Below are 22,054 nucleotides of genomic sequence, written 5' to 3'. Positions count from 1 at the left end.
CCTATATTTGTCGATTTTTTAAAAAACACTTTTCATATGTTTAGTATTTGATTTTTTTCTCTATGATAAAAAAACAGCAAAAAATTCAAAAATTGTCCCATAGTTGGATATATTGATACTAAGGAGTGGTGTATGGCAAAGAAAAAAGTCAAATTAGAAAAGATTGAAAATGATACTCTACAATCCCAAGAGGGAGAATACACTATCAGTGCTGAAAAGAAAAAAGCTGTTGAAGGAGCTATCCAGCAGATCGAAAGACAGTTTGGAAAAGGAGCAATCATGAAATTGGGTAGTTCGGCTACCCAACAAATTGATGTGATTCCCACGGGTGCGTTGACTTTGGATATTGCTTTGGGGGTTGGTGGATATCCACGAGGTAGGATCATCGAAATCTTTGGACCCGAATCCTCAGGGAAGACAACTTTGTGTTTGAGTGCGGTTGCAGAAACTCAAAAAATGGGTGGGGTGGCTGCTTTTGTCGATGCAGAACATGCTCTTGATCCTAACTATGCGAAAAAAATTGGTGTCAATATTGATGAACTCTTAGTCGCACAGCCGGATTACGGAGAAGAAGCATTAGAAATCACAGAAGCATTGGTTCGTTCAAATGCTATTGATTTGATCATTGTCGATAGTGTGGCAGCATTGGTTCCTAAGGCAGAATTAGAAGGTAACATGGGAGATACTCAAATAGGACTACAAGCTCGGCTCATGAGCCAAGCAATGCGAAAACTCACTGGAACCATCTCTAAATCAAAAGCTGTTGTGATTTTTGTTAACCAAATCCGTAATCGTATCGGAGTGATGTTTGGTTCGCCTGAGACCACAACGGGTGGAAATGCTTTGAAGTTTTATGCGTCTGTGAGGTTAGATATTCGGAAACTAGAAACCCTCAAAAAAGGAGAGGAAGCTTACGGAAGTAGAGTCAGAGTAAAAGTAGTAAAAAACAAAGTAGCTCCCCCCTTCAAGCAAGCTGAGTTCGATATTTTATTCCAAAAGGGGATTCATCAAGTGGGTTGTATCTTCGACGCAGCGCTTTCTTATGAAATCATTGAACGTTCAGGAACGTGGTTTTCTTATGGTGATCTACGCTTAGGACAAGGAAAAGAAAATTGCTACCAATTCTTAGAAGAACATCCAGAAATCCGAAAAGAAATTGAACAAAAGATCAAAGAAAAACTAATAAGCGAAAATCAAGTTTCACCAACGCCAGAAGTCGAGAATAACCAAAACAAAGACATTACTTACGATCCAGAAACAGGGGAAATCCAAGATGAATTTGGAACATAAACACAAGGAAAAACCTTGTGTTTATGTTTTTGAAAAGGAGTTAAATTTTTCTTTTAAAGTTAACTTCGAAAAAAAATTCTGAATTGTGTATAGAAGAGTAGAAGTATACGTTCAGAAAAGAAACAATAGAAATAAAATCTTCTACTTTGTTCTTTTCGGGTTGATTTTGATGTTGGTTGTTCTTCTTTTTTTTTATAGAGACAAAGTATCCAACACTATAAGGGTAATCCTACTTCCCGAAAATGTCGTATTTTTAAAAAACAGGAATGAAAAAATCATACTAAAGTTCAACGAATTAGTAACTCAAAAAAAGATCCATCTAATCCATAAAGACAATGTCCTTAAAGAAGAACTCGAAAAACAAGTTAATGAAATGATACATATAGCAAATTACGTTGAACAAAATACAGATAGTTTATATGAGGTGTATAAAATTTTGTCCTTCGGTTATTTTTATAAAACCATTTTGCTTTTTGATTTACAAAAAGATATAATGCTAAAACAATTAATAACAGGCTTTTTTCCTGAAGCAAATGACCAACATCAAATTGAAGAAACCGTCTTTCTTTTAAAAAAATACACCAAAAAAACCTTAGCAATTTCTAACGAAGAAGATCACAATCTGCTTTTTTTAGATGTTTATAGTGACATTCTCTATTACAAAATACTAAACATAAGTTCACAAAAAAAACTTAATTATATAGATAAGCAGAAAATCTTACTTTTTTTATATCCATATTATGAATGGTTATATTTGTTAATTTTTTCTAATTTTGGTTTGAATGAGAAAATCCAATTAATCTTTCAACAAAACAGTTACTGGGAATTTTCTGAGGAAGAGAAATTACTTCTAGTTGCTAATGCTTTTTTCTACAGAAAAGATTACTATAAATTGTTTCAGACGTTTTTGCAATTTCAAAATCTCCAGAAACAAATTCCCACTCTGCCAAACGAACAAAATCAGAACTTCATACATGCAAGTTTTTATCTATTATTAGCTGAGTCTTTTTTATTGCAAAAAAATTATATTTTTTCAAAATATTATTTAGAACAAATTGAGAGATTGTATCCCGATCAAAATCAAAAAGAACTAAAAGAAAGAATTCAACGTGTCAGACAAAGGTTAAAAAATACTTTTAAGTAAAGTTGTTTTTGTTAATTTTTCGTTTAAAACTCAAATTCGATTGTCTTCAAAATAGTGTTGTTTTTTTTATTCACTCAGACATTGTATACGATAATAAGAATAGGTGTCTAAGTCATGATTTTTGATAAAATTTATAACTTATTTTCCAACGACATGGGGATTGATTTAGGAACGGCTAATACATTGGTGTATGTGAAAGGTCAAGGGATTGTTTTAAATGAACCATCTGTTGTAGCCGTTCAGCAGTCGACGGGAAAAGTTTTGGCTGTTGGGCACGAGGCAAAGCGAATGTTAGGAAGGACTCCAGGCGATATTGTTGCCATTCGACCTATGAGGGATGGGGTTATTGCTGATTTCGATACAGTAGAAAAAATGATTCGCTATTTCATTCAAAAAGTCCACAAACGAACTACTTTAGTAAAACCCAGGTTGGTGATTGGAATCCCATCCGGGATTACAGAAGTAGAAAAAAGAGCTGTGAGGGAGTCCGCTGAACAAGCAGGTGCCCGTGAAATCTACCTTATAGAAGAAGCTCTTGCTGCGGCGATTGGAGCTAATATTCCCATCGATGAACCAGCGGGAACCATGGTTGTCGATATTGGTGGTGGAACCACAGAAATTGCCGTGATCTCTCTGGGAGGTATGGTAATTTCTGATTCGATACGTGTTGCTGGTGATGAGTTCGATGAAGCAATCATACGGTATATACGAACTCAGTATAATCTCATCATAGGGGAAAGAACCGCCGAAGAACTAAAATTCAAGCTAGGGAATGCATATCCAGAAAAAACCGTAGAAACAATGGAAATCAAAGGTCGAGATGCGGTAACAGGACTTCCAAGAACACTCGAGGTAGACTCCAACGAAATCCGCGAAGCATTAAAAGAAACATTAGAACAAATCTTAGAAGCCATCAAAAATACCTTAGAAAAAACCCCACCTGAACTAGCGGCTGATATAGTTGAAAGAGGAATTGTTCTTACTGGCGGTGGATGTTTGCTTAAAGGTTTAGATAAATATTTGAGTAAAGAAACAGGAGTACCTGTGATTCGAGCCGAGAATCCCTTGATCTGCGTAGCTCTAGGAACGGGAAAATATTTAGAAGAATTGCCAAAACTAAAGCAAAGAGGCATGCTCAATAACAGAAGATAAACTATGCTATGGGAATATATATATCGACACCGAGTTGCTTTAAGCCTAAGTTTTTTTGTTTTGTTTTCATTGGTAAATATCATTTGGCAAAAGAATTTGTTCACGAATACATCTGTGTATGTAAATAAGATTGTAGAGCAAACAAATTATATATTTAAAAGCTTTATAAGTTTTCCCTTTACTTTTATTCAGAGAATTTCTGAATATTCGGAATTAAAACAAAAATATGAAAAAGCACTCGAAGAAATCGAAAAATACAAATCCCAAAAAGAACAACTTGAACAACTCTTGATTGAGAATGAAAAATTAAGAAGGATGATGAACTTCGAGCCACTTCAAACTTATCCCGAAGAAAAAGCCCAGGTCCTGGGGATACGATTAAGTTCTGTGACACCAAGAATTATTATCAATAAAGGAAGAAGACATAATATAGAACCCTTCATGCCTGTGATTGGAATTACTACAGACGAGAACCAAAATCCAATTCGTGCTGTGGTAGGTATTATAGCAAAGGTGCAAGAAAATAGTAGTATCGTCCAACCAATACAACATCCCCAATCAAAAATTGGTGTTCGAATTGATACAACAAACCAGTGGGGAATCTTAGAGGGAAGCACTTTTTCTTTTGATAGATTAAGGTTAAAATACATATCAAGCTACGTGGATAAGAAAAGTGTTTATTTTTTTGATACATATCAAGAGATTCAAAAATCAAGGATAGTCACAAGTGGAAATGAAGGAATCTTTCCTCCAAATATCCCAATTGGTAGAGTGATTAGTGATATAGAGCAAGACGAACATAATTTTAGCATTGCTTATGTAGAACCATATATCAAAATCGATAGCTTAGATTATGTGATTGTTCTAATCAAGAAACCAGAAGATTGGTCAAATTATATTCATGAGGAAAATGAACCTTTAAAAACAATTTTAGACAGTAATTACATTCCACAAGATTTGATGAAGAACTATCAAGAACTAATCTCAAAAGACAATAATAAAGAAGTAAAACCAAGTGAAAATCAAGAAACTAAAAAAGAAGCTACCTTGATAGAGAAGCAACAAGAACCAAAAAGAAAGTTGATCAATCCACTGGATCCACTGCAATAAAATGTTAGAATTCTTTATTATCCTATTGGGTTTGATATTTTCTTATTTTTTAAAAGATATAAATTTTCTAGGTTTGGAGTTTGAGTTTTTTAAGATAGGGAGTATTTATCCAGATTTTCTCTTAATATTTATTATCTATTTTGCGATGAAAACAGATGAATTCAAAGCTATTTGGATTGCTTTTTTTGGAGGTCTTTTAGAAGACTCAACTATTTTGAGTTTCTCCCCAGAGGAGTCTGAATTTGTGAATGTCTTAGGTATTCATTCTTTGATTTATCCCTTGGTAGCTCTTGTAATAGCGAAATTACAAAAGCATCTAGATACCGAAAATTTTAAAACCATAATGTTTGTCGTGTTTGTTTCTTCATTGGTTTCGAGGATTTATGTTTGGTTTGTCATGGGGATTTTGGATGATTTTTATTCTTCGTATTCATTCATCGGACCTTCAATTTATACTAGTGTCTTAGCACCCGTTTGGTTTTTGTTTTTAAAATGGATTTATAGATTGTAATCAAAGGGTGTTCTATGGCAAAAACCCTGAGTGAATATAAATTAGAATCAAGGTTTCGTAATCGTATATTTTTCTCCTTTGGACTTTTTGTTTTTGTGCTTACCATCTTTTTTTTTCAGTTATTTCATTTGCAGATCCTCAATGGCAAAGAAAACAAACTCCTTTCGAAAAGATTTGTCAGTAGAGAAGAATATAAAGTAGCTCCCAGAGGAAATATTTACGATAAAGACTTCAATCTAAAAGAACCATTAGTCTATAACGTAAATTACTTGGATTTTGTTTTGTATCCATCAAGGTTTCCTAATTATGAGACAGGTATCAAATACATTCTTCGTTTTTGCGAGGTGATGGGAATTGATTGTCAAAATTATTCAAAATACTTCCAGAATGAAACATGGAAGACTCTTGCAAAGAAAAATGAAAAAATCATTCTTTTACATAAAGTTTCGCGTGAACAACAAGAACGTTTGGTGGCTTTTCAGTTTGATTCTGAGTATTCAACTTTTGAAGGGAATCACATCCGTTATTATCCTTTAGGTCCGTATTTTGCCCATGTTTCGGGTTATGTGGGATTACCTTCAAGAAAAGAAGTTTCAGAAAGACAAGTTCAACTTTATCAAATCACAGGTAAAGATGGTTTAGAGCTGTTTTACAATGATCAACTACAAGGAAAAGATGGGATTTTCATTCATAATAAAATATTCGAACAAACAGAATATTTAAAGTTTACCCAACAAGGAAATCATTTGGTTTTGAATATTGACAAAAAACTTCAAATAGCTGCTTATAGAGCTTTAGTGGAATCTCAAAAACGAGGAACAGTCATTGTTCTAAAAGCTGCAACTGGAGAAATCCTGGCTTTGGCATCGTATCCTTCATATGATCCCAATATCCTTTCTGACTCAAAACATCCGCTAAGAAATGAGCATTTAAAAATTGTTAAACACTTCAATAGTTTTTTGAACTTAGCAATACAATCCAAGTTTCCACCAGCATCTACTTTCAAGCTTATCACAAGTATTGCTGCATTAGAACAAGGAAATCCCTTAGAAATTAATGAAAATACCACTTATTTTTGTCCCGGACATTATAGATTAAAATCCACTCTTAAAGGAGTTCCTGATGCTATCTATCTTTGCCACAAAAGAGAAGGCCATGGAACATTAAATCTGGTTCAAGCAATAGCCCAAAGTTGTAATGTATATTTCTATCAATTGGGATTAGAAATTGGTCCAACCCCCATCATAAAAACTGCCCAAGAGTTTCATTTGAATCAACAAACTGGGATTGACCTTCCGGGTGAGGTTTCTGGCTTTGTTCCTGATCAAATGTGGAAGCAAATACGTTGGTCCAATCGATGGTATGATGGAGACACTGTGAATCTATCCATTGGTCAGGGATTTATTGAAGTAACTCCGATTGCTATGGCAATGGTCTATGCCGCAATTGCCAATAAGGGAAAATTAATGAAACCTTTTATCGTTCGAGAAATTCGAGACTCTTCGAACGGAAAGGTTTTAAGAAAATATGAACCTCAAGTAATCAAAAATCTCAAAATCTCAGAAAAAACTTTACAGATTGTTCAAAAAGGATTAAGAGAAGTAGTCTTATCAGGAACTGGGAAGTTGCTCAATCAACCGGGTCTTGTGCCAATTGCAGGGAAAACAGGAACCGTTCAAACCAGATCAAAAGCTCAAAGTATCGATCATGCTTGGTTTATCGGATATGCACCATATAGTGATGATGATCAATTTTTACATGACCGAATTGTTGTAGCTGTGTTTGTAGAACATGGATTAGCAGGATCTGCCAGTGGTGTTCCTATTGCGTTGAAGATCTTCAAAGAAGCGTTTCCAAAATGGGAAAATCCCAACTCTATACCCACAAATCCCGTTGTTTCTAAATTTTCTTTGAATTAAAGCATGAGATATAAATTCGATTGGGTTCTTTTTTTGTCTGCTTTTTTGGCTACTATCATCGGTATCATTACACTCTATACTCAAGAAAACTTTGTTGAAGATCCGCCTAATCGTTGGTTAAAGCAAACATTTTTCTTGGCATTTGTGCTGATTGTCTTCTTTGTTTTTTTTCGAGTTCATTACCAAACTCTCGGGAATTACAGCATTGGTATTTACTTAGTTGCAATTTTTTTGCTTTTGATTACGTTGGTTCCTTTCATTGGGGCAGAAATCAAAGGTGCCCGTTCTTGGATAAGATTGGGGTTTATTAACTTTCAAACTTCTGAGTTTGCAAAATTGGCTTCAATTCTCTTGCTTGCAAAATTTTTAGAAATCAAAGAAAAAGAGATGGGACAACTTTCTTCGTTACTATTGGCATCCTTGATTTTTCTTCTTCCCATTTTGTTGATATTGGTTCAGCCTGATTTAGGAGGAGCTATGATATTAGCTCCCATTTTACTTTCTATGCTCTTTGTTGGTGGAGCTGATATATTGCATATTACTTCTATAATTCTTTTTTTTGGTATTTCTCTTTTGATCCCACTTTTCATTGAATATCATAATATCATTCTTGTGGATAGCTTGATTGAAAGACTTTATGCCATCGATAAAGTTCAATTCATTCCAGCCGTAAATATATTAAAATTTCAGATTTGGAAGTTTTTAGAAACCTCGAAAATTCCCAAAGAAGTTCAATCCATAGATTTGGAATATTTGAATAATTTAACGAATAATGTAGTTCTTTTTACAGAACTGAAAGAAATTGCTTATAGTGTTCGCTACGAAAAAGGAGGTTTTTTAATTAAGATTTTCGATAACGATACACTGCTACTGATTGTAAGTATCTTACTTTTAGTGATTGCCGGGATTTTGTTTTTCATTCGATTAACTCAGGGGATTGTTTATCATTATCTAAGAAAATATTACATACCTTTAGGGGTCATTGGGATTTCTTTACTTTCTGCCTATTTGATTCATAATTCCTTTTCCTTCAAGTATCATCAAGTGGTAAGGGTAACGGCTTTTTTGAATCCCGATAAATTTCCTCGTGATTTGGCATATCAGATTCGTGCCTCAAAAGTAGCCATAGGTTCTGGACAACTCTTTGGGAAAGGACTCCAATCAGCCGAAATGACTACAGGAAAAAACCCTATTGTACCTGAATCGTTTACTGACTTTATCTTTGCTTCGTGGGCGGAAAGGACAGGTTTTTTGGGTTCAATCATCCTTTTGATTTTACTTTCTTTGGTGGTCATTCGAGGGTTTTACATTGCTATTTCAGCTCGTGATCGTTTTGGTTCCTTACTGGCTTCGGGGATCACATTTCTTTATTTGTATCATATTGTTTTTAATATCGGGATTGAAATCGGACTCATGCCTGTGACGGGTCTGCCTTTGAGTTTTGTTAGCTATGGAGGTTCACATCTTTTGATTTGCTACATTGGCCTGGGAATTTTACAAAGTATTTATAGTAGAAAATATATCAACATCTAATAAAAGAAATTTTTCTTGTAAGAGAACCGATAGAAAATTCATGAAAAAACGAATCGTAGAATTAGAATTCTTCAAAGGGAAGCTAAAGTTATTTTACAATCAACTCTTAGAATCAGAAAAGCACTTGTTGGATTATATGAATTCTCTTGCAGAAACAAAAAATTATCTTCGAGAGTTTCAAAGACTTCCAGTTCGAACTTACACAAAAATCCAAATCCAAAATTTGACTTCCTACATCCAAAAGATGGAAATCCTTTATCAAAGACTCCATCGAATTCATGAAATAGCCTATCGAAAAATCGAACAACTACAAAAAACAGAAATCCTTGATTTTTTCTCACCATCGGTTGAAACCCACGTGGTTGAAAAACTAAAAAAAAATTATCTTTTAAAAAATAAAAACATCAAAATAAAAGAGTCTTATTTTATCTTCAAAATAGCTTCAGTATTATATTGTGTGCACGGAAGATGGGATCAAGCTTTGAAGTTTGAACAAGAAAAAGAACTTTTGGATTTTTTAAAAAACAAAAAAGAAATCAAGTTTTTATTTCCCGATCCTTCTTCGTGGAAATATTATTTTTCAAAAGGACATCCTCATTATATGATTTTATTAGAAGTCAATGTTGATGGAGAAAAACGCAAAATGGCTATTTTTACGAATGAGAAGGTAGTATATAAAGAAAAAATTCTTGATTTGAAATTGAAAGAGATCCCTCGAGAGAATAAAGAGATACATTCTTTTTTTTCAAAGTATTTTTTTTATAAAGGAAAAAAAATTTATTTCTTTTCTCCTTCGGATTAATCATTTGTATTCCCTCAAGAATTCATTGAATTCCCAAATGGCTTTTGCTAAATCCAAAACTTTTTGTTTCCCCCATTTTTTGATCAATGCATCGATTAGTTTTTTTTCGCTATTTCTTAGGTTGTCTGCTACTTGTTTTCCTTTTTTGGTGATTTTTAGTCGTTTGATTCGTTTGTCTTCTTTGTCTTGTTCGCTAACAACTAAGCCATTGAGTTGAAGGGCTCTAACTGCTTGGCTCATGGTCATGGGATCTCTTTTTAGGAGTTTTCCCAACTCTCCTTGTGAGATTTCTGGATTTTCGTCAATTTGTATCAAAATGGATAAAGCCAAAGTAGAAATTTTTTCGGATAATTGCATTTCGGATTTAATGATATCAATGGAGCTACGAAAAACAGTCCCCATGTTCAATATTAAATTTTGTTCTGAAATTTTTGTTGCCATACTTTACATAATAACGAAATCTTTTTTTAAGTCAATCAATTAGAAGTAAGAATTTATAATTTCTATTTGTTTTTTAAATTTATAATTTTTTTTATTAAATTCATATAATATTTTTTCTAAAACATCAGAATTGTAATCATCAAATCTAAATTTAATTAATAAAATTTGATTAATGATTTTCTTTAATTTTCTTCCAAAAGCATTCCCAGTTTTTATCGCAGTCCTGATAAATCTTTTTGATTTTTTCTTCTTTTTCTTTGTGGGAATAAATTTGCAATAAAACAAAATCAGCATTATTGAAATTTCTTTTTTGTAGGTTTTCTATCAAATTGTCTTTCTTGAATTTTTTATATAGGCTGACCAAATCATGTTTTATGTGATTTAAGACTTCTTGTTTTTTTGTCAGTTTTTGTTCTGTTGTTAGAGTTTGATCGTCATACAAATTTTGTAGTTTTATCTTGTAATCATAAAAAAGCTTCTGGTGTTCTGCCTCGAATTGGAGTTGTTGATGGAATTCTTTTAATTTTTCATTTTGTTGGGTTTTGATTAAGTATAGAGATGTTCCTTCTCGCTCAACGAAGTCCGCAAGGGTTTCGTTAAACTGAGAATCATTTTGATTCCAATAGGTATTATGGGTCAGTTCATGAAACACCAATCTCGCTAACTCCACTTCTGAATATTCTAAATGATAAGTAAAAATAGGATCTTTAAACCACCCCAAACTTGAATACGCTGATATTCCCGAAATTCTCACATCCCAGTTTTGGTTTTTTAAATATTCTGCATATGCTTTGGCATCGTTCAAATCAAAAAAACCAATATAATAAACAGTTCCAACAAAAGGAAACCAATACTTCTTGGGTCGTAGCTGTAATTTCTCCGAAGCAACCACCATAAAGCTGATGGCTTTTCCTGAGACTTCGTAGTAATACTCAAATTGATCTTTCGTATTGAGTTTTAGTTCTCTTTGAGCAAAATCTAATAGATTCTTTAAAGTTTTAAATTTTTGTTTTTTTTCTTCTGAAATGGTTTGATTGTTGAGTAGGTAATCTATTTTTCTTTTTTTTAGGTTGATTTCGATTTGTTTTTTCCCCTGCTTGAGCAAATAAAAAGGTTCATTTGGAACACAAGAGAAAAGTCCCAAAACCAAACCCAAAAAAAACTGCCATCTTGCGATTCTCATAAAGCCAGTTCAATAGACAATAGTTCTTTTTGTTCACCTGAGGTTCGATGGTATCCCACATCAATGATAAAATCATGAAATAAAGTGATGACTGGTTTTAAATGATTCGTATTCTCCAAATCCTCAAAAAAAGAAAGTTTTTCTATTTTTTCGAACGAAATTTCTTCTAAACATTGTTTTTCTTTTAATTGGGTTAAAATCTTGATGAGGTTCTTGATATCTTGTAGGTTTTGTAGCATAGAAATGGGAAAGAAAACCCAAACTTCATTAAGAATGAAAAATTTTTTTACTATAGATTCACTCGAAAGATATTGTAAGCATTTTTCCGAAACCAATTTGAATAAAATAAAACTTTTGTAGAGTTCTACATGATTAGATATGAGGCTTTTTTTTATGAATTCATTTATATATTGAGATTTCTTTTCGAGAGAGCTCAAAAACATGTTTTCAGTTGGGATTTGAAACTTCTCTAAGATTGTCAAAACTTTTTCATTAGGTAATTCAAGGTATAAATAGTCTTTGTCATAGAGTAGTTTTAAAGAATTTGTTTCAATTTTGCTAAAATAATGTTCCCAAAAACTCAAACGTAGATATTTAGTATTCCAAAGAAATAGGAACTGATAATCCCACAGTCCATAATGATGAATGCTACTATGAGAAACGAAAAAATTCAAAAGAAATAAAGATTTCTTGATGGGTATTTTGAGAGCTGTAGGAGGGATTTCACTCTGAGCAAAAACACAAAGAATTTCTCGATAGCCATTATGAAAAATCGTTCCTAACGAACGAATATCAATCATGCGTAAATGATTCTCTTTGAATAGTTCTATCACTTCGTCTTTTGATAATTCATACGAAAGATAATAGCTATTGCCAGCTTTAATGGATCGTGCTTCCAAAAAAAAGGAACCAACTAAATAAGCATTTGGTTTTAAAAACGAAATCAGATTCTGAAAAACAAACAAAAACTCTTCTCTGGATTGGGTGATACATTCTGGAACAAAATGAAACGAAACAACATCATAAGGATGGGTTTCTAAATGAAGGGATGTAAGATCAATCAATTTTAATTCCTTCCAGCGTCTTCGAATCACTTCTTTGCGGTGTTCTATTAGCCTTGAGGGGATGAAGTTTTCAGCTTGCTGATGGACCTTGTGATATTCCAGAAAAAGAGTTTTTTCAATCACATGATCCCAAGGGAAATATTCTTTCTTTTTTAACCATTGTTCAATCAAATCAAGATTGATTTGCAAAGCATCGGAGAAATAGATATTTTGTGCTATAAGCGACAAGGGAATGATAGAAAATAACGAAGGACCACCTCCCAGCTCTATCACATCTTTTTTATTTCCATTCCAGATTTTCCAAAGATGAAGACTTGTATCGACCAAAAAATCCAAAAGAAAGTGGTTTTCTTTGTTTTCGTTTAGGTAGTAGTGATATAAATACTCAATGGGGCGAAATTCCTGATAACTCCGATAACTTGGCATTACACTTTACAATCAACATTTTTGGTTTTTGATACTGTTTCATAAATGAGTAATGCTTGTGGTAGTTTTTCTTGTAGTTCTTTGATACGTGTTTCAGGTGCTGGGTGAGTGGATAAAAATTCAGGAACTTTTGGTCCTGAGAGTTCTTTCATGTTTTGCCAGAGTTCGATTGCTCCTCTGGGATGAAAACCTGCTTTTGCCATGAGTTCTAATCCGACAGTATCAGCTTCACTTTCTTGGGTTCTTGAGAAAGGAAGAATGATACCATATTGCACACCAACTCCTAAAGCACCTAAGATAGCTGGATTGTTGACGACAGTTCCTTCTAAGATTTTTAAACTACCTGCAGCAATCATGTGAGATTCAATACGTTGTTTTCCATGTCTTTTGATGACGTGCCCAACTTCGTGTCCAATTACTGCTGCAAGTTGATCTTGGGTCTTGGCAACTTTTAGGATTCCTGTGTAAACTCCAATCTTTCCGCCTGGCAAAGCAAAAGCATTTACCATATCGCTACGAAAAACCACAACTTCCCATTCTTTAACACCCGTTGGATCAACAGCTACAGATAAAATGTGATTTGCTACACATTGAACGTATTGATTGATTTTCGGGTCCTTCTCAATGGGGGTTTCAGCTTTGATTTTTTGAAAGGTATCTACTCCCATTTGATTGACTTGTTTATCATCAAGTAGTGGAAGACTCTGACAATAAGTAATAAACATTACCGTAGCTAATAACAAAATAAATCTTCTCATGTCCAAACTCCTAAATCACAGAAATATATCTTTGCTGGATTTTGCAATATTTTCTTTGAGAAAAAACCAAATCAAAACTTTCCCACAAAGGAGATTTGGGAAATGTCCTTCAAATTTCGAAAAGCCAAGTAAAGTCGTTCTAAGCCAATTGAAATGCCCGCACAACGTGGTAGGGGTAGAGCTCGAAGGAAAGTCTCACTAATGGGAGGGATGGGCTTATGGAGTCTTTTTCTTTTCTGAATTTCTTGTTGAAAAACTTCCCATTGTTCTTGGGGATTGGAAATCTCGTAATATCCATTGGCAATCTCCCATGTTTTCCAATAAAGCTCAAATCGACAGGAGATTTCTGGGTCATCAGGATCTAATCGGCTATATGCTCGTAGTTCTTTGGGGTATCCATACAAAAACAATGGCTCTTCTGTCTCTAATTTGGGTTCAATCAACGAAAGAAAAACTAAGAAAAACAAATCATCATATTCTTCTTGTTCTAATGTAGCAAGCTTCTTTGATTCTGTCAGTTGGTGTTCTTGTATGATTTCTATTAAATCCTCTTTATGGAAACCTCGCTGGAATTTTTGATAAAAAAGCTCTTTGATGCTTATCTTACGAAAAGTAGTGATTTTATGAAATTGGGGTATGGTTTCTGACAAATAGAGCAAAAGTTCTTTTACTTCCTCCATCAAATCAAAATGATCATAATCAATGTGATACCATTCCAACATTAAGAATTCTTTTCGGTGGTGCTTGCTTTCATCTCCCTTCCGAAAAACATGAGCAATCTGAAATAGATTTTTCTTATACCACGAAACCAAGGTCTTTAGATTAAACTCAGGGCTCGTAATTAAATATTCTTTCCCTATTTGGAATGCTTGGATGTGGGGTTCTGGGGTAGAAAAAGGGTTGAGTAAAGGAGTTTCTACTTCAATGAAGTTTTTCTTTCGAAAAAAGGTTCGAATCTCATACAAGAAATCAGAAAATACCTGAACTTCCAAAAGCTTAGGCATTAGGATTTTTTCTTATGGAGTTCTAAAAGTTCTTTCAAAATCTTTTGTCGTTCGAGAAATCGCTGTTCTTTGTTCAAAGAAAGCCAAAATCGTTTGAGGTTCTTTGGATTTAAGCCTTTTGCCATTGCATATTTATTCAAGAGTTTTGCTGTTTTCTCATTCATGAGGTCAAATGTTTTTCTTGATTTTCTTCGTCAAATCGAATTGAGAATAATCCTTGTCAGTAGCTTGATGTCGTTTTTTCTCTCATTATGACAGAGATTGCCATTTTAGGTGCGGGTGGTTTTACGGGAAAAGAACTACTGCGACTTCTTCGGGATCATTCATTTATCAAGCCCGTTCATATCACTAGTAATGCATACAAAGGAAAAAAAGTAAAAGATATCTTCCCAGAACTGGCATATAGTAAAATTGGGGATTTGGTTTTTCAATCCCATCAAGAAAAAATCCCATCGGGTATTCCAGTGATTTTGGCAACACCCAATCAAGAATCGATGGAATTGGTCCATCAGCTCTTTCATGAAAACCGAATCATAGTAGATTTGAGTGGTGCTTATCGTTTGGATTCTCTTTTGGATTTTCAAAAATTCTATGGGTTTGAACATAAATATCCTGAACTTTTAAAGCACAAGGTCTATGGAATGACAGAAATCTATCGTGAGCAAATTCAAAAAACTCGACTCGTATCTAATCCCGGTTGTTATCCCACATCGATTTTGATTCCATTGTATTACTTTCGAAAGTATTTAGCAGGAGTTCGAGCAATTTCAATCGACTCAAAATCTGGAGTATCTGGCGCAGGGGGAAGAGTCGAAGATGGGGGTTTTTCATTCTCAAATGTATATGAAAATTTTCGTGCTTATAAAGTTTTACAACACCAACATGAACCAGAGATACTCCAGTATCTAAAAGACTTTTCTGGTTTTTCTGGTGATTTGACGTTTGTTCCTCATTTACTTCCTATTTTTCGTGGGATTCTTTCTACGATTTTTATTCATTGGAATGATGTTCTTCCAAACGATAAAGAACTCATAACAGAAATAAAGCAACAGATACAAAATGAACCTTTTGTTCGATTCTACGACACTCCTGAAAGTATTGATTTAAGAAAAGTTCAGCAGACGAATTATTGTGATTTTTCTTTTCGCACAAAAGGAAAAACGACTGTGATTGTTTGTGCTATTGATAATTTAGTAAAGGGAGCTGCCGGTCAAGCCCTGCAAAACCTAAATCTAATGTTGGGTTATGAAGAAACCGAGGGATTATTATAATTATTTTTTATAAAATCTTTCAACAAATCGTTGTATGTTTTCTTGGGAACCAAATATGATGAAAGTATCTCCTTCTTGTAGGACCATGTCGGCTTTGGTTTCTTTGATTTGATCTTCTTTTTTGGATTTTACAAGTAAAATGTTGATTTGAAAATCATTTCGAACATTCAGTTCTTGGATGGTTTTTTGGTGGAATTCTTTAGGAACTTCGATTTCTAATATTTCGTAGTTTTCTAAAATCGAATAGCTTTTTCCAACAAATTTGTGTCTTGCATAAAGGGACATGTTATCTGCTGCTTCTTCGTCAGGATTGAAAATGTTTTGGATGTTATACATTTTTTCTAAGATTTCTTTTTGGATTTCGTTTCGATAGCGAACGATGATTTTGTCACGAGAGCAGTTTTGTAGCAAAATTTTTGTCGTGGTGATTAAGGTTTCAAAATTAGCTGATGAAGTTAAATACACTAAATCCATGTCTCGTATTCCTTGAGCAACTAAGGCGGATTCATCTGTGGAGTCCAAACATACTGCGTGAGTGCAGTAATCTTTGATTTGTTCAATTGTTTTCAAATCAATGTCGATAGCTGTAACTTCATGTCCTTGGTCGTTAAGTTTTTTTACTAAGGCTTTCCCAAAGTCGCCTAAGCCAATAACTGCGATTTTTTTGGGTCGTATCATAAGGTTTTGCTCCTAACTTACAATCACATATTCAGTTGGATATTGATAATTACTTTTTTTGATTTTTGGCATGATGGCTAAAAGAAAAGTTAAAATCCCAATTCTACCAATAAACATTATGATAGATAAGATGATCTTAGAGAAACTTGTCAAATCAGAAGTAATCCCCATTGATAAACCTACGGTTCCATAAGCAGAAACCACTTCAAAAGTAATCTTCAAAAAGTCTATTTTCTCAAAAATACTGATTAAAAAAATTCCAATAAAAATTGTCATCAATGACAATAAAACATTTGTATAAGCCCGTATGATGGTTTCTTCGCTTATCCTTTTTCGAAAGATTTCAACCATCTTTTTTCCACGTATCAACGCTGATATGTGTAGAATAGCAATGATCAAAGTAGTGGTTTTAATACCCCCACCAGTGGAAATGGGGTTAGCTCCCACCCACATCAAGAGAAAAGTAAAGAATATCAAAGGCAGAGGAAAATCACTATAAGATAAAATATTGAAACCTGCTGTTCGTGGTGTAATGGAAAAAAACAAACTATGAAGAATTCTTTCAGAAAGAGTGAAATTCAATTTGTAAAAATAACTAAATAAAAAGAAAACCAAAAAGGCACTCAGCCACAAAATTCCATTCGATAAGAAAATGATTTTTGTTGTCAAAGAAAAGCGATATTTATGATTTCTGGCTTTATTGAAAATGTCTTTGATGGTAGGAAATCCCAATCCCCCTAAAACAATCAACGTCATAATGGTATAGATTGAAAAAAAAGAATACTGATGAACACTAAATAAACTATCAGGAAATAAACTAAAACCAGCATTACAAAAAGCAGAAACACTATGAAAAATAGCATAAAAAATCTTGCTTTTCCCTTTGGGAATGAGTTGATCTGGCAGGCTAAAATACAGAAAAATGGCACCAATGGATTCTATAATAAACGTAAAAATTACCACATCTCTTAGGGTTCTTTTGGCTTTCTCTAAGGAGATGTCGCTAAAGAGTTCTTTTACGACAATTTGGTTTGTTAAGCTTACTTGTCCAGCTAAGTAATACGAGAAAAAAGAAGTCAAGGTCATGAGTCCTAAACCTCCAATCTGGATGAGGACTAAAATGATGATCTGTCCTACTAAGTTAAAGTCTTTACTGATGTCTAACGGAGAAAGTCCAGTCACGCAGGTGGCACTCACTACAATAAAGAAAATATCCACCCAAGACAAATCCCTATTGTGGGTTTTTGGAGAAGACAAAAGAATAAAACCAATTACGATCACAAAAAGAAAGCTAATCACAAATACCAGTGAGGGATTCAAAGCTTTATATTGAATGTTCGAAACAAATCGACTGAAATGAAAAAAATTATTAATCAAAATCAAAAACTGGGGTATCGACAAAAAGGTCAATACGATGTATTCAGAAACGATTTGGGTTTTAAAAAAGTAAGAAATAAAAAAACCTTCAAATAAAATCAAAATAAAAACAATGAGAGCTAATATGAGTTCTAATTTTCTGATTTTCAGGTATTCTTTTAGAGACGTTTGATAGAATTTATAAAAGAATAAGTTGGCAAACTCATATAAAAGAAAGATTGCTACTATGATTCTAATAATGCTTAAAGCATAAGGCTCAATGGCTTTTGGGATTTCATATCCGTATTCCCAGAGCAAAATAACAAAAGATGCAATCGAGTTAAAAAGAAAGATAAACTTGAAGGTGGGATAAATGATCCTTCCATAGAAATTACTTAGTTTTGTATGGAATTCATTGAAGTCATGTATCATATTTGATTTTGAATTCTTTTTGAAAATCATCTTGTCAATAGAAAATGTTTCTTTTTTTTGTCAAAGATGATCCTCGATAGTCTACAAAATTTTAAGATTACAAACCTTTACAAACAGCTCATTCAAACCATTAAGAAAAGACATCCAGATGTAAATGAAAAAGATTTGCAAATCATTGAGAAGGCTTACCAACTTGCTTATGAAGCTCATAAAGATCAAAAACGACTTTCAGGTGAACCCTTCGTTATTCACCCTCTTCATGTAGCACTGTATTTGGCAGATATTTCGATGGATCCAGCCACAATTGCTGCTGGGTTACTTCATGATGTGATTGAAGATACTTACTATAACGAAGATTTCATACGAAAGGAATTTGGCGATGAGATTACTCGTTTGGTCAAAGCTGTAACAAAAATTTCTTTAGTAAAGAAAGACTCCTATAAAGAAAACCTTTCAGAAATTAAGGCGCAGGAAGCAGCAGAAAACCTAAGATTGATGTTGCTTGCAACAGTGGAAGATATTCGCGTCATCATCATTAAGCTGGCGGATAAACTCCACAATATGCAAACCATACAACATCAGCTTCCCCATAAAATCGAAAGGATCTCCCGAGAAGTTTTGGATATCTACGCGCCTATAGCTGGAAGATTAGGAATGTATAAACTTAAGTCAGAATTAGAGGATTTAGCCTTTGAAGCTCTCTATCCAGAAGTAGCAAAAAAAATCAAAAACGAGATTCAACAATCCAAATCAGAGTTAGAAGGTTTTCTAAAAAAAATCAAGAAGGTTCTTCAAAATCGATTACAAGAAATCAATATCACAGCTGAAATCGAAGGGAGGGTTAAACATCTGTATTCAATCTATCAAAAGATGCAAAAAGGCAACAAAACCATACGTGAAATTTACGATTTGCGTGGGATTCGTATCATCGTTAAAGAATTGAATGATTGCTATACTGTTTTAGGGATTGTTCATACGATGTGGAAACCTCTTCCAGGTAGGTTTAAGGATTACATAGCTCTGCCAAAACCCAATGGTTATCAAAGTTTGCATACTACAGTTTTAGCGCCTGATGGAAGACCTTTAGAAATTCAAATTCGAACTTTTGAGATGAATGAACGAGCTGAGAACGGAATTGCCGCTCACTGGCTCTATAAACATAACTTAGATTTTCAAAATGCCAAAGGCAAATTGGAATGGCTGCAAACATTGAAACAACTTACACAAGAATTTCAATCTTCTGCTAAACAGGGATTAGAGCATTCCAAAGAATTTTTGGACAACCTAAAAGAAGAATTACAACCTGATGAAATCTATGTCTTTACTCCCAAAGCTGATATTATCACTTTGCCTCGTGGTGCCACTGTGTTGGACTTTGCCTTTAAGATTCATACGGATTTGGGTTTGCGTTGTAAATCAGCTTTGGTGAATGATCGAATTGTACCCTTGAGCACAGAGCTCAAAAGTGGTGATAAAGTCGAAATTATCACACATAGTGAACCTAAACCATCGCCAATCTGGATCAAGTATTTAAAGTCCAATCGAGCAAGACAAAAGGTTCGAGCTTTCTTCCGCAAGAAAGAAGAACTGGAAAAACAAAAAGAAAAGACAGAAACCCACGAGAAGAAAAAAGAAATCATCATCAAACGAAAGCCATCAAAAAATCCAAAGGAAGTGCCCATTGAAATTGCAGGGGGAGAAGTTGATGTTCCCGTTCGATATGCAGGTTGTTGTAGTCCAGTGCCTGGGGATAAAATCATCGGTTACATAACAAGAGGGAAAGGTATTACTATCCATCGTGTGGATTGTCAACAACTACCGAAAAATAATAATGAAGTAGAACGTTTTATTTCCGTGAAGTGGGCTGGGTTAACGGAAGTATATCCCGTCGCTATCGAAATCATAGCGAAAGATCGTCAAGGTTTATATTTGGATCTTGTCAAAGCCATTACCCAAACAAAGACCAATATTCTAAAGGCATTGGCAGATTTACCCAAAGAAAAAAACGGTTTGATGAAAGCGACTTTTTTGTTAGAAGTAGAACACATAGATCAATTGAACGAAGTCATCCAAAGTATCCTATTGATTAAAGATGTAGTAGAAGCAAAAAGAAAAAATTAACTTTTTTGTAGTCATCTTTAGATTTTGGCATTCGACAACGTTTTTGTCATTAGTCTTCAAGTAAGTAATAGAAGGTTTTCAAAAAAGGATAATTGGAAAGCAATGCTGATTTTTTTTGATGTAGATAGGCTATGATTTGTTGGGAGCTCAAAGTTTTTCTTGGAAATTTTTTTTGTGGTTGATCTGAGGAAATAGCTTTTTTATCGAAATTTATTCTCTTATAAGATTGGTTTTGATAAAGTTCATAGTGATAATGAAGATTTGTTTGAATCCGATTTTCTTTTAATAGACCAAAGTAATCATATCCTGTGTTTGGGGTATAATACATCTTTTGATTTGAAGGAAGTCCACAACCAATAGGAAGGATAGTTTTTCCTAATTCAAACGATAACTCCTTGATATATCCTAACGCATCCCGTTCTGGGTTGGATAGTGCTACGATATCAGCTTCATAGTCTTTGATTACTTGATCAAACGGAAAGGTAGTTAGAAAATAAAACGTTTCTTGAAAAAAGTTTCTGATTTCTGGTCTGCCGCCTAACCAAGTAAGTAAAAATATTTTTTTAAACTTCTCTTTGTAGTGATAAAAGTGATACAAAGTTCCAACTTGGGGGTCTAATGAAATCACCATATCAACAGGAATTTTTCTATAAAGAGCTGGTACCAACGCAGAGTCAGAAGCAACAATAAAAAATTCATCAAAATCAATATTCTTTAAGTCCTCATCTAAAGTGAAACCGCTACCAATAAAGAGTATCTTTTCTTTTTTTATGAGAGTAGTATCAAGAAAAAGGATTTCTTTTTGTTGGAGGTTTTTTGCATAATGAACCTGCCAGTAGTATTGAAATTTAGAGATAGTTTTGGAATGGGTATCGTTTCGAAGAAAAGCAAAAATACTTTCTGTTAAGAAAGGAAAGAAACGCTTGTAAGAAGGATGAAGGAAAACAATGGCTTTTGGAAATTTTTGTAAATGATATTTAAGTTCTTCATAATGTTTGATGGTTTTTATTAAACTATTGTTTGTAATTAAAGAAAAACGTTTTTGAAAAACTTCAAAATTCCATAAAGACTCAAAATAAAGAATGAGCTTTAGGTTCAAAAAATCAACAAGATAATCAACAATAGGCAATAACCCGGCTCCAATCAAGACAAGAATTTCGATGTCTTTAGGGAAAGTAGAAACAATCCTTTTTACTTCTTTTTCTAAAAAAGACGAGTAAAACTGCTTATTCTCGATTTCGGGTATATAAAAAGAATCAATTTTTTTTACCCTAACTCTTCGAGAGACAAAGTTTGGAATTAGCAAAAGGATTTAATCGTCGTCGGAGTCATCGTAAGAATCAGAATCTTCGTCATTGTCTTCATCGTCGTATTTTGATTCGTCATAATCGTCATTGATGGTTGCTTTTTCTGTGATGATTTCACCAATATCTTCATCTGAAAGATCTTCTTCTGAGTCTTTGAGCATTTTTTTCTTTTGAAAAAGAGCCTCAGCTTTTCTTAGATGGATGTTGTCTAAATTTTTAAGTTCTTCTTCTAATTGTTTTCTTTGCTCATCAGTGATGAAGTCATATTTGATTAGATTTCGAGCAAGGCACATCATCGCAATCACAGAAATTTTGTTGCTCTTCCAACCAAGTTTTTCTAATTCTAAATTGAGTTTGTCGAAGTTTTCAACGATTTCGAAAGCTGCTACAGTTACTGCGTATTTTTTGTCTTTTGTGATTTCGAGCAAATCTCGGATTTGGAATTCTTTGAATCTTTTATCCATTCGTGTTGTCCTTCGTTGTGTGTTGTGGAAACACTTGATACTTGTTTACATTGAAAAGGCCAAAGTAAAAACTCTAAGATTTCTGGCA

At 33.8% G+C, this 22,054-nt stretch carries 20 protein-coding genes; 10 read left to right on the top strand and 10 right to left on the bottom strand.

Annotated elements, in window-relative coordinates; genetic code table 11:
• The first annotated feature begins 132 nt into the window (after positions 1-132).
• The 8 genes from recA (at position 133) to NZ853_10615 (ending at position 9,461) form a co-directional block, all read left to right on the top strand.
• Complete coding sequence (gene recA, locus NZ853_10650) at positions 133-1,290, top strand: recombinase RecA (GenBank protein ID MCS7206144.1); 1,158 nt, start codon at positions 133-135, stop codon at positions 1,288-1,290.
• Positions 1,291-1,375: 85 nt separating this feature from the next.
• Entirely contained in the window at positions 1,376-2,434 is a 1,059-nt protein-coding gene (locus NZ853_10645; GenBank protein MCS7206143.1) for a hypothetical protein, read from the top strand.
• A 114-nt stretch (positions 2,435-2,548) separates the two neighbouring features.
• A complete protein-coding gene (locus NZ853_10640; protein MCS7206142.1) occupies positions 2,549-3,586 on the top strand; it encodes a rod shape-determining protein in 1,038 nt (345 codons plus the stop codon).
• Positions 3,587-3,589: 3 nt separating this feature from the next.
• Complete coding sequence (gene mreC / locus NZ853_10635) at positions 3,590-4,696, top strand: rod shape-determining protein MreC (GenBank protein MCS7206141.1); 1,107 nt, start codon at positions 3,590-3,592, stop codon at positions 4,694-4,696.
• Position 4,697: 1 nt separating this feature from the next.
• The gene (gene mreD / locus NZ853_10630) at positions 4,698-5,207 is read left to right on the top strand and encodes a rod shape-determining protein MreD (protein ID MCS7206140.1); all 510 of its coding nucleotides are present in this window, start codon (positions 4,698-4,700) and stop codon (positions 5,205-5,207) included.
• A gap of 14 nt (positions 5,208-5,221) precedes the next feature.
• Positions 5,222-7,126, top strand: coding sequence for a penicillin-binding protein 2 (gene mrdA / locus NZ853_10625; GenBank protein MCS7206139.1), 1,905 nt, complete (start codon positions 5,222-5,224; stop codon positions 7,124-7,126).
• 3 nt (positions 7,127-7,129) lie between these two features.
• Entirely contained in the window at positions 7,130-8,659 is a 1,530-nt protein-coding gene (locus NZ853_10620) for an FtsW/RodA/SpoVE family cell cycle protein (GenBank protein ID MCS7206138.1), read from the top strand.
• 40 nt (positions 8,660-8,699) lie between these two features.
• Positions 8,700-9,461 (top strand): hypothetical protein, encoded by a 762-nt coding sequence (locus tag NZ853_10615; protein MCS7206137.1) that lies wholly within the window; start codon positions 8,700-8,702, stop codon positions 9,459-9,461.
• On the opposite strand, the gene NZ853_10610 is transcribed toward NZ853_10615, so the two are convergent.
• The 6 genes from NZ853_10610 to NZ853_10585 all read right to left on the bottom strand — a co-directional run bounded on the left by NZ853_10610 (position 9,462) and on the right by NZ853_10585 (position 14,501).
• Positions 9,462-9,902, bottom strand: coding sequence for a MarR family transcriptional regulator (locus NZ853_10610; GenBank protein ID MCS7206136.1), 441 nt, complete (start codon positions 9,900-9,902; stop codon positions 9,462-9,464).
• A gap of 169 nt (positions 9,903-10,071) precedes the next feature.
• Positions 10,072-11,085, bottom strand: coding sequence for an aminopeptidase (locus NZ853_10605; GenBank protein ID MCS7206135.1), 1,014 nt, complete (start codon positions 11,083-11,085; stop codon positions 10,072-10,074).
• On the bottom strand, positions 11,082-12,575 hold the full coding sequence (locus tag NZ853_10600; protein ID MCS7206134.1) for an NNMT/PNMT/TEMT family class I SAM-dependent methyltransferase: 1,494 nt from the start codon (positions 12,573-12,575) through the stop codon (positions 11,082-11,084). Before NZ853_10600 ends, NZ853_10605 begins: the two co-directional genes overlap by 4 nt.
• Positions 12,575-13,333 (bottom strand): M48 family metallopeptidase, encoded by a 759-nt coding sequence (locus NZ853_10595; protein MCS7206133.1) that lies wholly within the window; start codon positions 13,331-13,333, stop codon positions 12,575-12,577. The genes NZ853_10600 and NZ853_10595 overlap by 1 nt, the downstream gene beginning before the upstream one ends.
• A 71-nt stretch (positions 13,334-13,404) precedes the next feature.
• Entirely contained in the window at positions 13,405-14,337 is a 933-nt protein-coding gene (locus NZ853_10590; protein MCS7206132.1) for a hypothetical protein, read from the bottom strand.
• Positions 14,337-14,501 (bottom strand): hypothetical protein, encoded by a 165-nt coding sequence (locus NZ853_10585; GenBank protein ID MCS7206131.1) that lies wholly within the window; start codon positions 14,499-14,501, stop codon positions 14,337-14,339. Before NZ853_10585 ends, NZ853_10590 begins: the two co-directional genes overlap by 1 nt.
• 87 nt (positions 14,502-14,588) lie before the next feature.
• On the opposite strand from NZ853_10585, the gene argC reads away from it, so the two are divergent.
• A complete protein-coding gene (gene argC, locus NZ853_10580; protein ID MCS7206130.1) occupies positions 14,589-15,608 on the top strand; it encodes an N-acetyl-gamma-glutamyl-phosphate reductase in 1,020 nt (339 codons plus the stop codon).
• Here argC and NZ853_10575 read toward each other — a convergent pair whose 3' ends face one another.
• Together NZ853_10575 and NZ853_10570 are read right to left on the bottom strand one after the other, a co-directional pair.
• Positions 15,609-16,286 (bottom strand): TrkA family potassium uptake protein, encoded by a 678-nt coding sequence (locus tag NZ853_10575; protein MCS7206129.1) that lies wholly within the window; start codon positions 16,284-16,286, stop codon positions 15,609-15,611.
• A 12-nt stretch (positions 16,287-16,298) separates the two neighbouring features.
• The gene (locus tag NZ853_10570; protein ID MCS7206128.1) at positions 16,299-18,104 is read right to left on the bottom strand and encodes a portal protein; all 1,806 of its coding nucleotides are present in this window, start codon (positions 18,102-18,104) and stop codon (positions 16,299-16,301) included.
• Positions 18,105-18,140: 36 nt separating this feature from the next.
• On the opposite strand from NZ853_10570, the gene NZ853_10565 reads away from it, so the two are divergent.
• On the top strand, positions 18,141-20,195 hold the full coding sequence (locus NZ853_10565) for a bifunctional (p)ppGpp synthetase/guanosine-3',5'-bis(diphosphate) 3'-pyrophosphohydrolase (protein MCS7206127.1): 2,055 nt from the start codon (positions 18,141-18,143) through the stop codon (positions 20,193-20,195).
• A 49-nt stretch (positions 20,196-20,244) separates the two neighbouring features.
• Here the strand turns inward: NZ853_10565 and NZ853_10560 are convergent, their stop codons facing one another.
• Together NZ853_10560 and NZ853_10555 are read right to left on the bottom strand one after the other, a co-directional pair.
• On the bottom strand, positions 20,245-21,501 hold the full coding sequence (locus NZ853_10560; protein MCS7206126.1) for a hypothetical protein: 1,257 nt from the start codon (positions 21,499-21,501) through the stop codon (positions 20,245-20,247).
• Positions 21,502-21,507: 6 nt separating this feature from the next.
• Complete coding sequence (locus tag NZ853_10555; protein MCS7206125.1) at positions 21,508-21,966, bottom strand: hypothetical protein; 459 nt, start codon at positions 21,964-21,966, stop codon at positions 21,508-21,510.
• Positions 21,967-22,054: the final 88 nt, after the last annotated feature.

It is taken from the genome of Leptospiraceae bacterium (assembly GCA_025059995.1).
Classification (GTDB): Bacteria; Spirochaetota; Leptospiria; order Leptospirales; family Leptonemataceae; genus SKYB61.
The sequence above is the reverse complement of the archived record's forward strand: the minus strand, read 5'-3'. Positions and strand labels throughout refer to the sequence as shown.

Bases quoted from the DNA above. Each gene is read 5' to 3' on its own strand.
- mreD (MCS7206140.1), top strand. From the start codon at position 4,698: ATGTTAGAATTCTTTATTATCCTATTGGGTTTGATATTTTCTTATTTT.
- mreC (MCS7206141.1), top strand. From the start codon at position 3,590: ATGCTATGGGAATATATATATCGACACCGAGTTGCTTTAAGCCTAAGT.
- NZ853_10555 (MCS7206125.1), bottom strand. From the start codon at position 21,966: ATGGATAAAAGATTCAAAGAATTCCAAATCCGAGATTTGCTCGAAATC.
- NZ853_10585 (MCS7206131.1), bottom strand. From the start codon at position 14,501: ATGAATGAGAAAACAGCAAAACTCTTGAATAAATATGCAATGGCAAAA.
- mrdA (MCS7206139.1), top strand. From the start codon at position 5,222: ATGGCAAAAACCCTGAGTGAATATAAATTAGAATCAAGGTTTCGTAAT.
- NZ853_10605 (MCS7206135.1), bottom strand. From the start codon at position 11,085: ATGAGAATCGCAAGATGGCAGTTTTTTTTGGGTTTGGTTTTGGGACTT.
- NZ853_10615 (MCS7206137.1), top strand. From the start codon at position 8,700: ATGAAAAAACGAATCGTAGAATTAGAATTCTTCAAAGGGAAGCTAAAG.
- NZ853_10620 (MCS7206138.1), top strand. From the start codon at position 7,130: ATGAGATATAAATTCGATTGGGTTCTTTTTTTGTCTGCTTTTTTGGCT.
- NZ853_10565 (MCS7206127.1), top strand. From the start codon at position 18,141: ATGATCCTCGATAGTCTACAAAATTTTAAGATTACAAACCTTTACAAA.
- argC (MCS7206130.1), top strand. From the start codon at position 14,589: ATGACAGAGATTGCCATTTTAGGTGCGGGTGGTTTTACGGGAAAAGAA.
- NZ853_10640 (MCS7206142.1), top strand. From the start codon at position 2,549: ATGATTTTTGATAAAATTTATAACTTATTTTCCAACGACATGGGGATT.
- recA (MCS7206144.1), top strand. From the start codon at position 133: ATGGCAAAGAAAAAAGTCAAATTAGAAAAGATTGAAAATGATACTCTA.
- NZ853_10590 (MCS7206132.1), bottom strand. From the start codon at position 14,337: ATGCCTAAGCTTTTGGAAGTTCAGGTATTTTCTGATTTCTTGTATGAG.
- NZ853_10610 (MCS7206136.1), bottom strand. From the start codon at position 9,902: ATGGCAACAAAAATTTCAGAACAAAATTTAATATTGAACATGGGGACT.
- NZ853_10600 (MCS7206134.1), bottom strand. From the start codon at position 12,575: ATGCCAAGTTATCGGAGTTATCAGGAATTTCGCCCCATTGAGTATTTA.
- NZ853_10570 (MCS7206128.1), bottom strand. From the start codon at position 18,104: ATGATTTTCAAAAAGAATTCAAAATCAAATATGATACATGACTTCAAT.
- NZ853_10575 (MCS7206129.1), bottom strand. From the start codon at position 16,286: ATGATACGACCCAAAAAAATCGCAGTTATTGGCTTAGGCGACTTTGGG.
- NZ853_10595 (MCS7206133.1), bottom strand. From the start codon at position 13,333: ATGAGAAGATTTATTTTGTTATTAGCTACGGTAATGTTTATTACTTAT.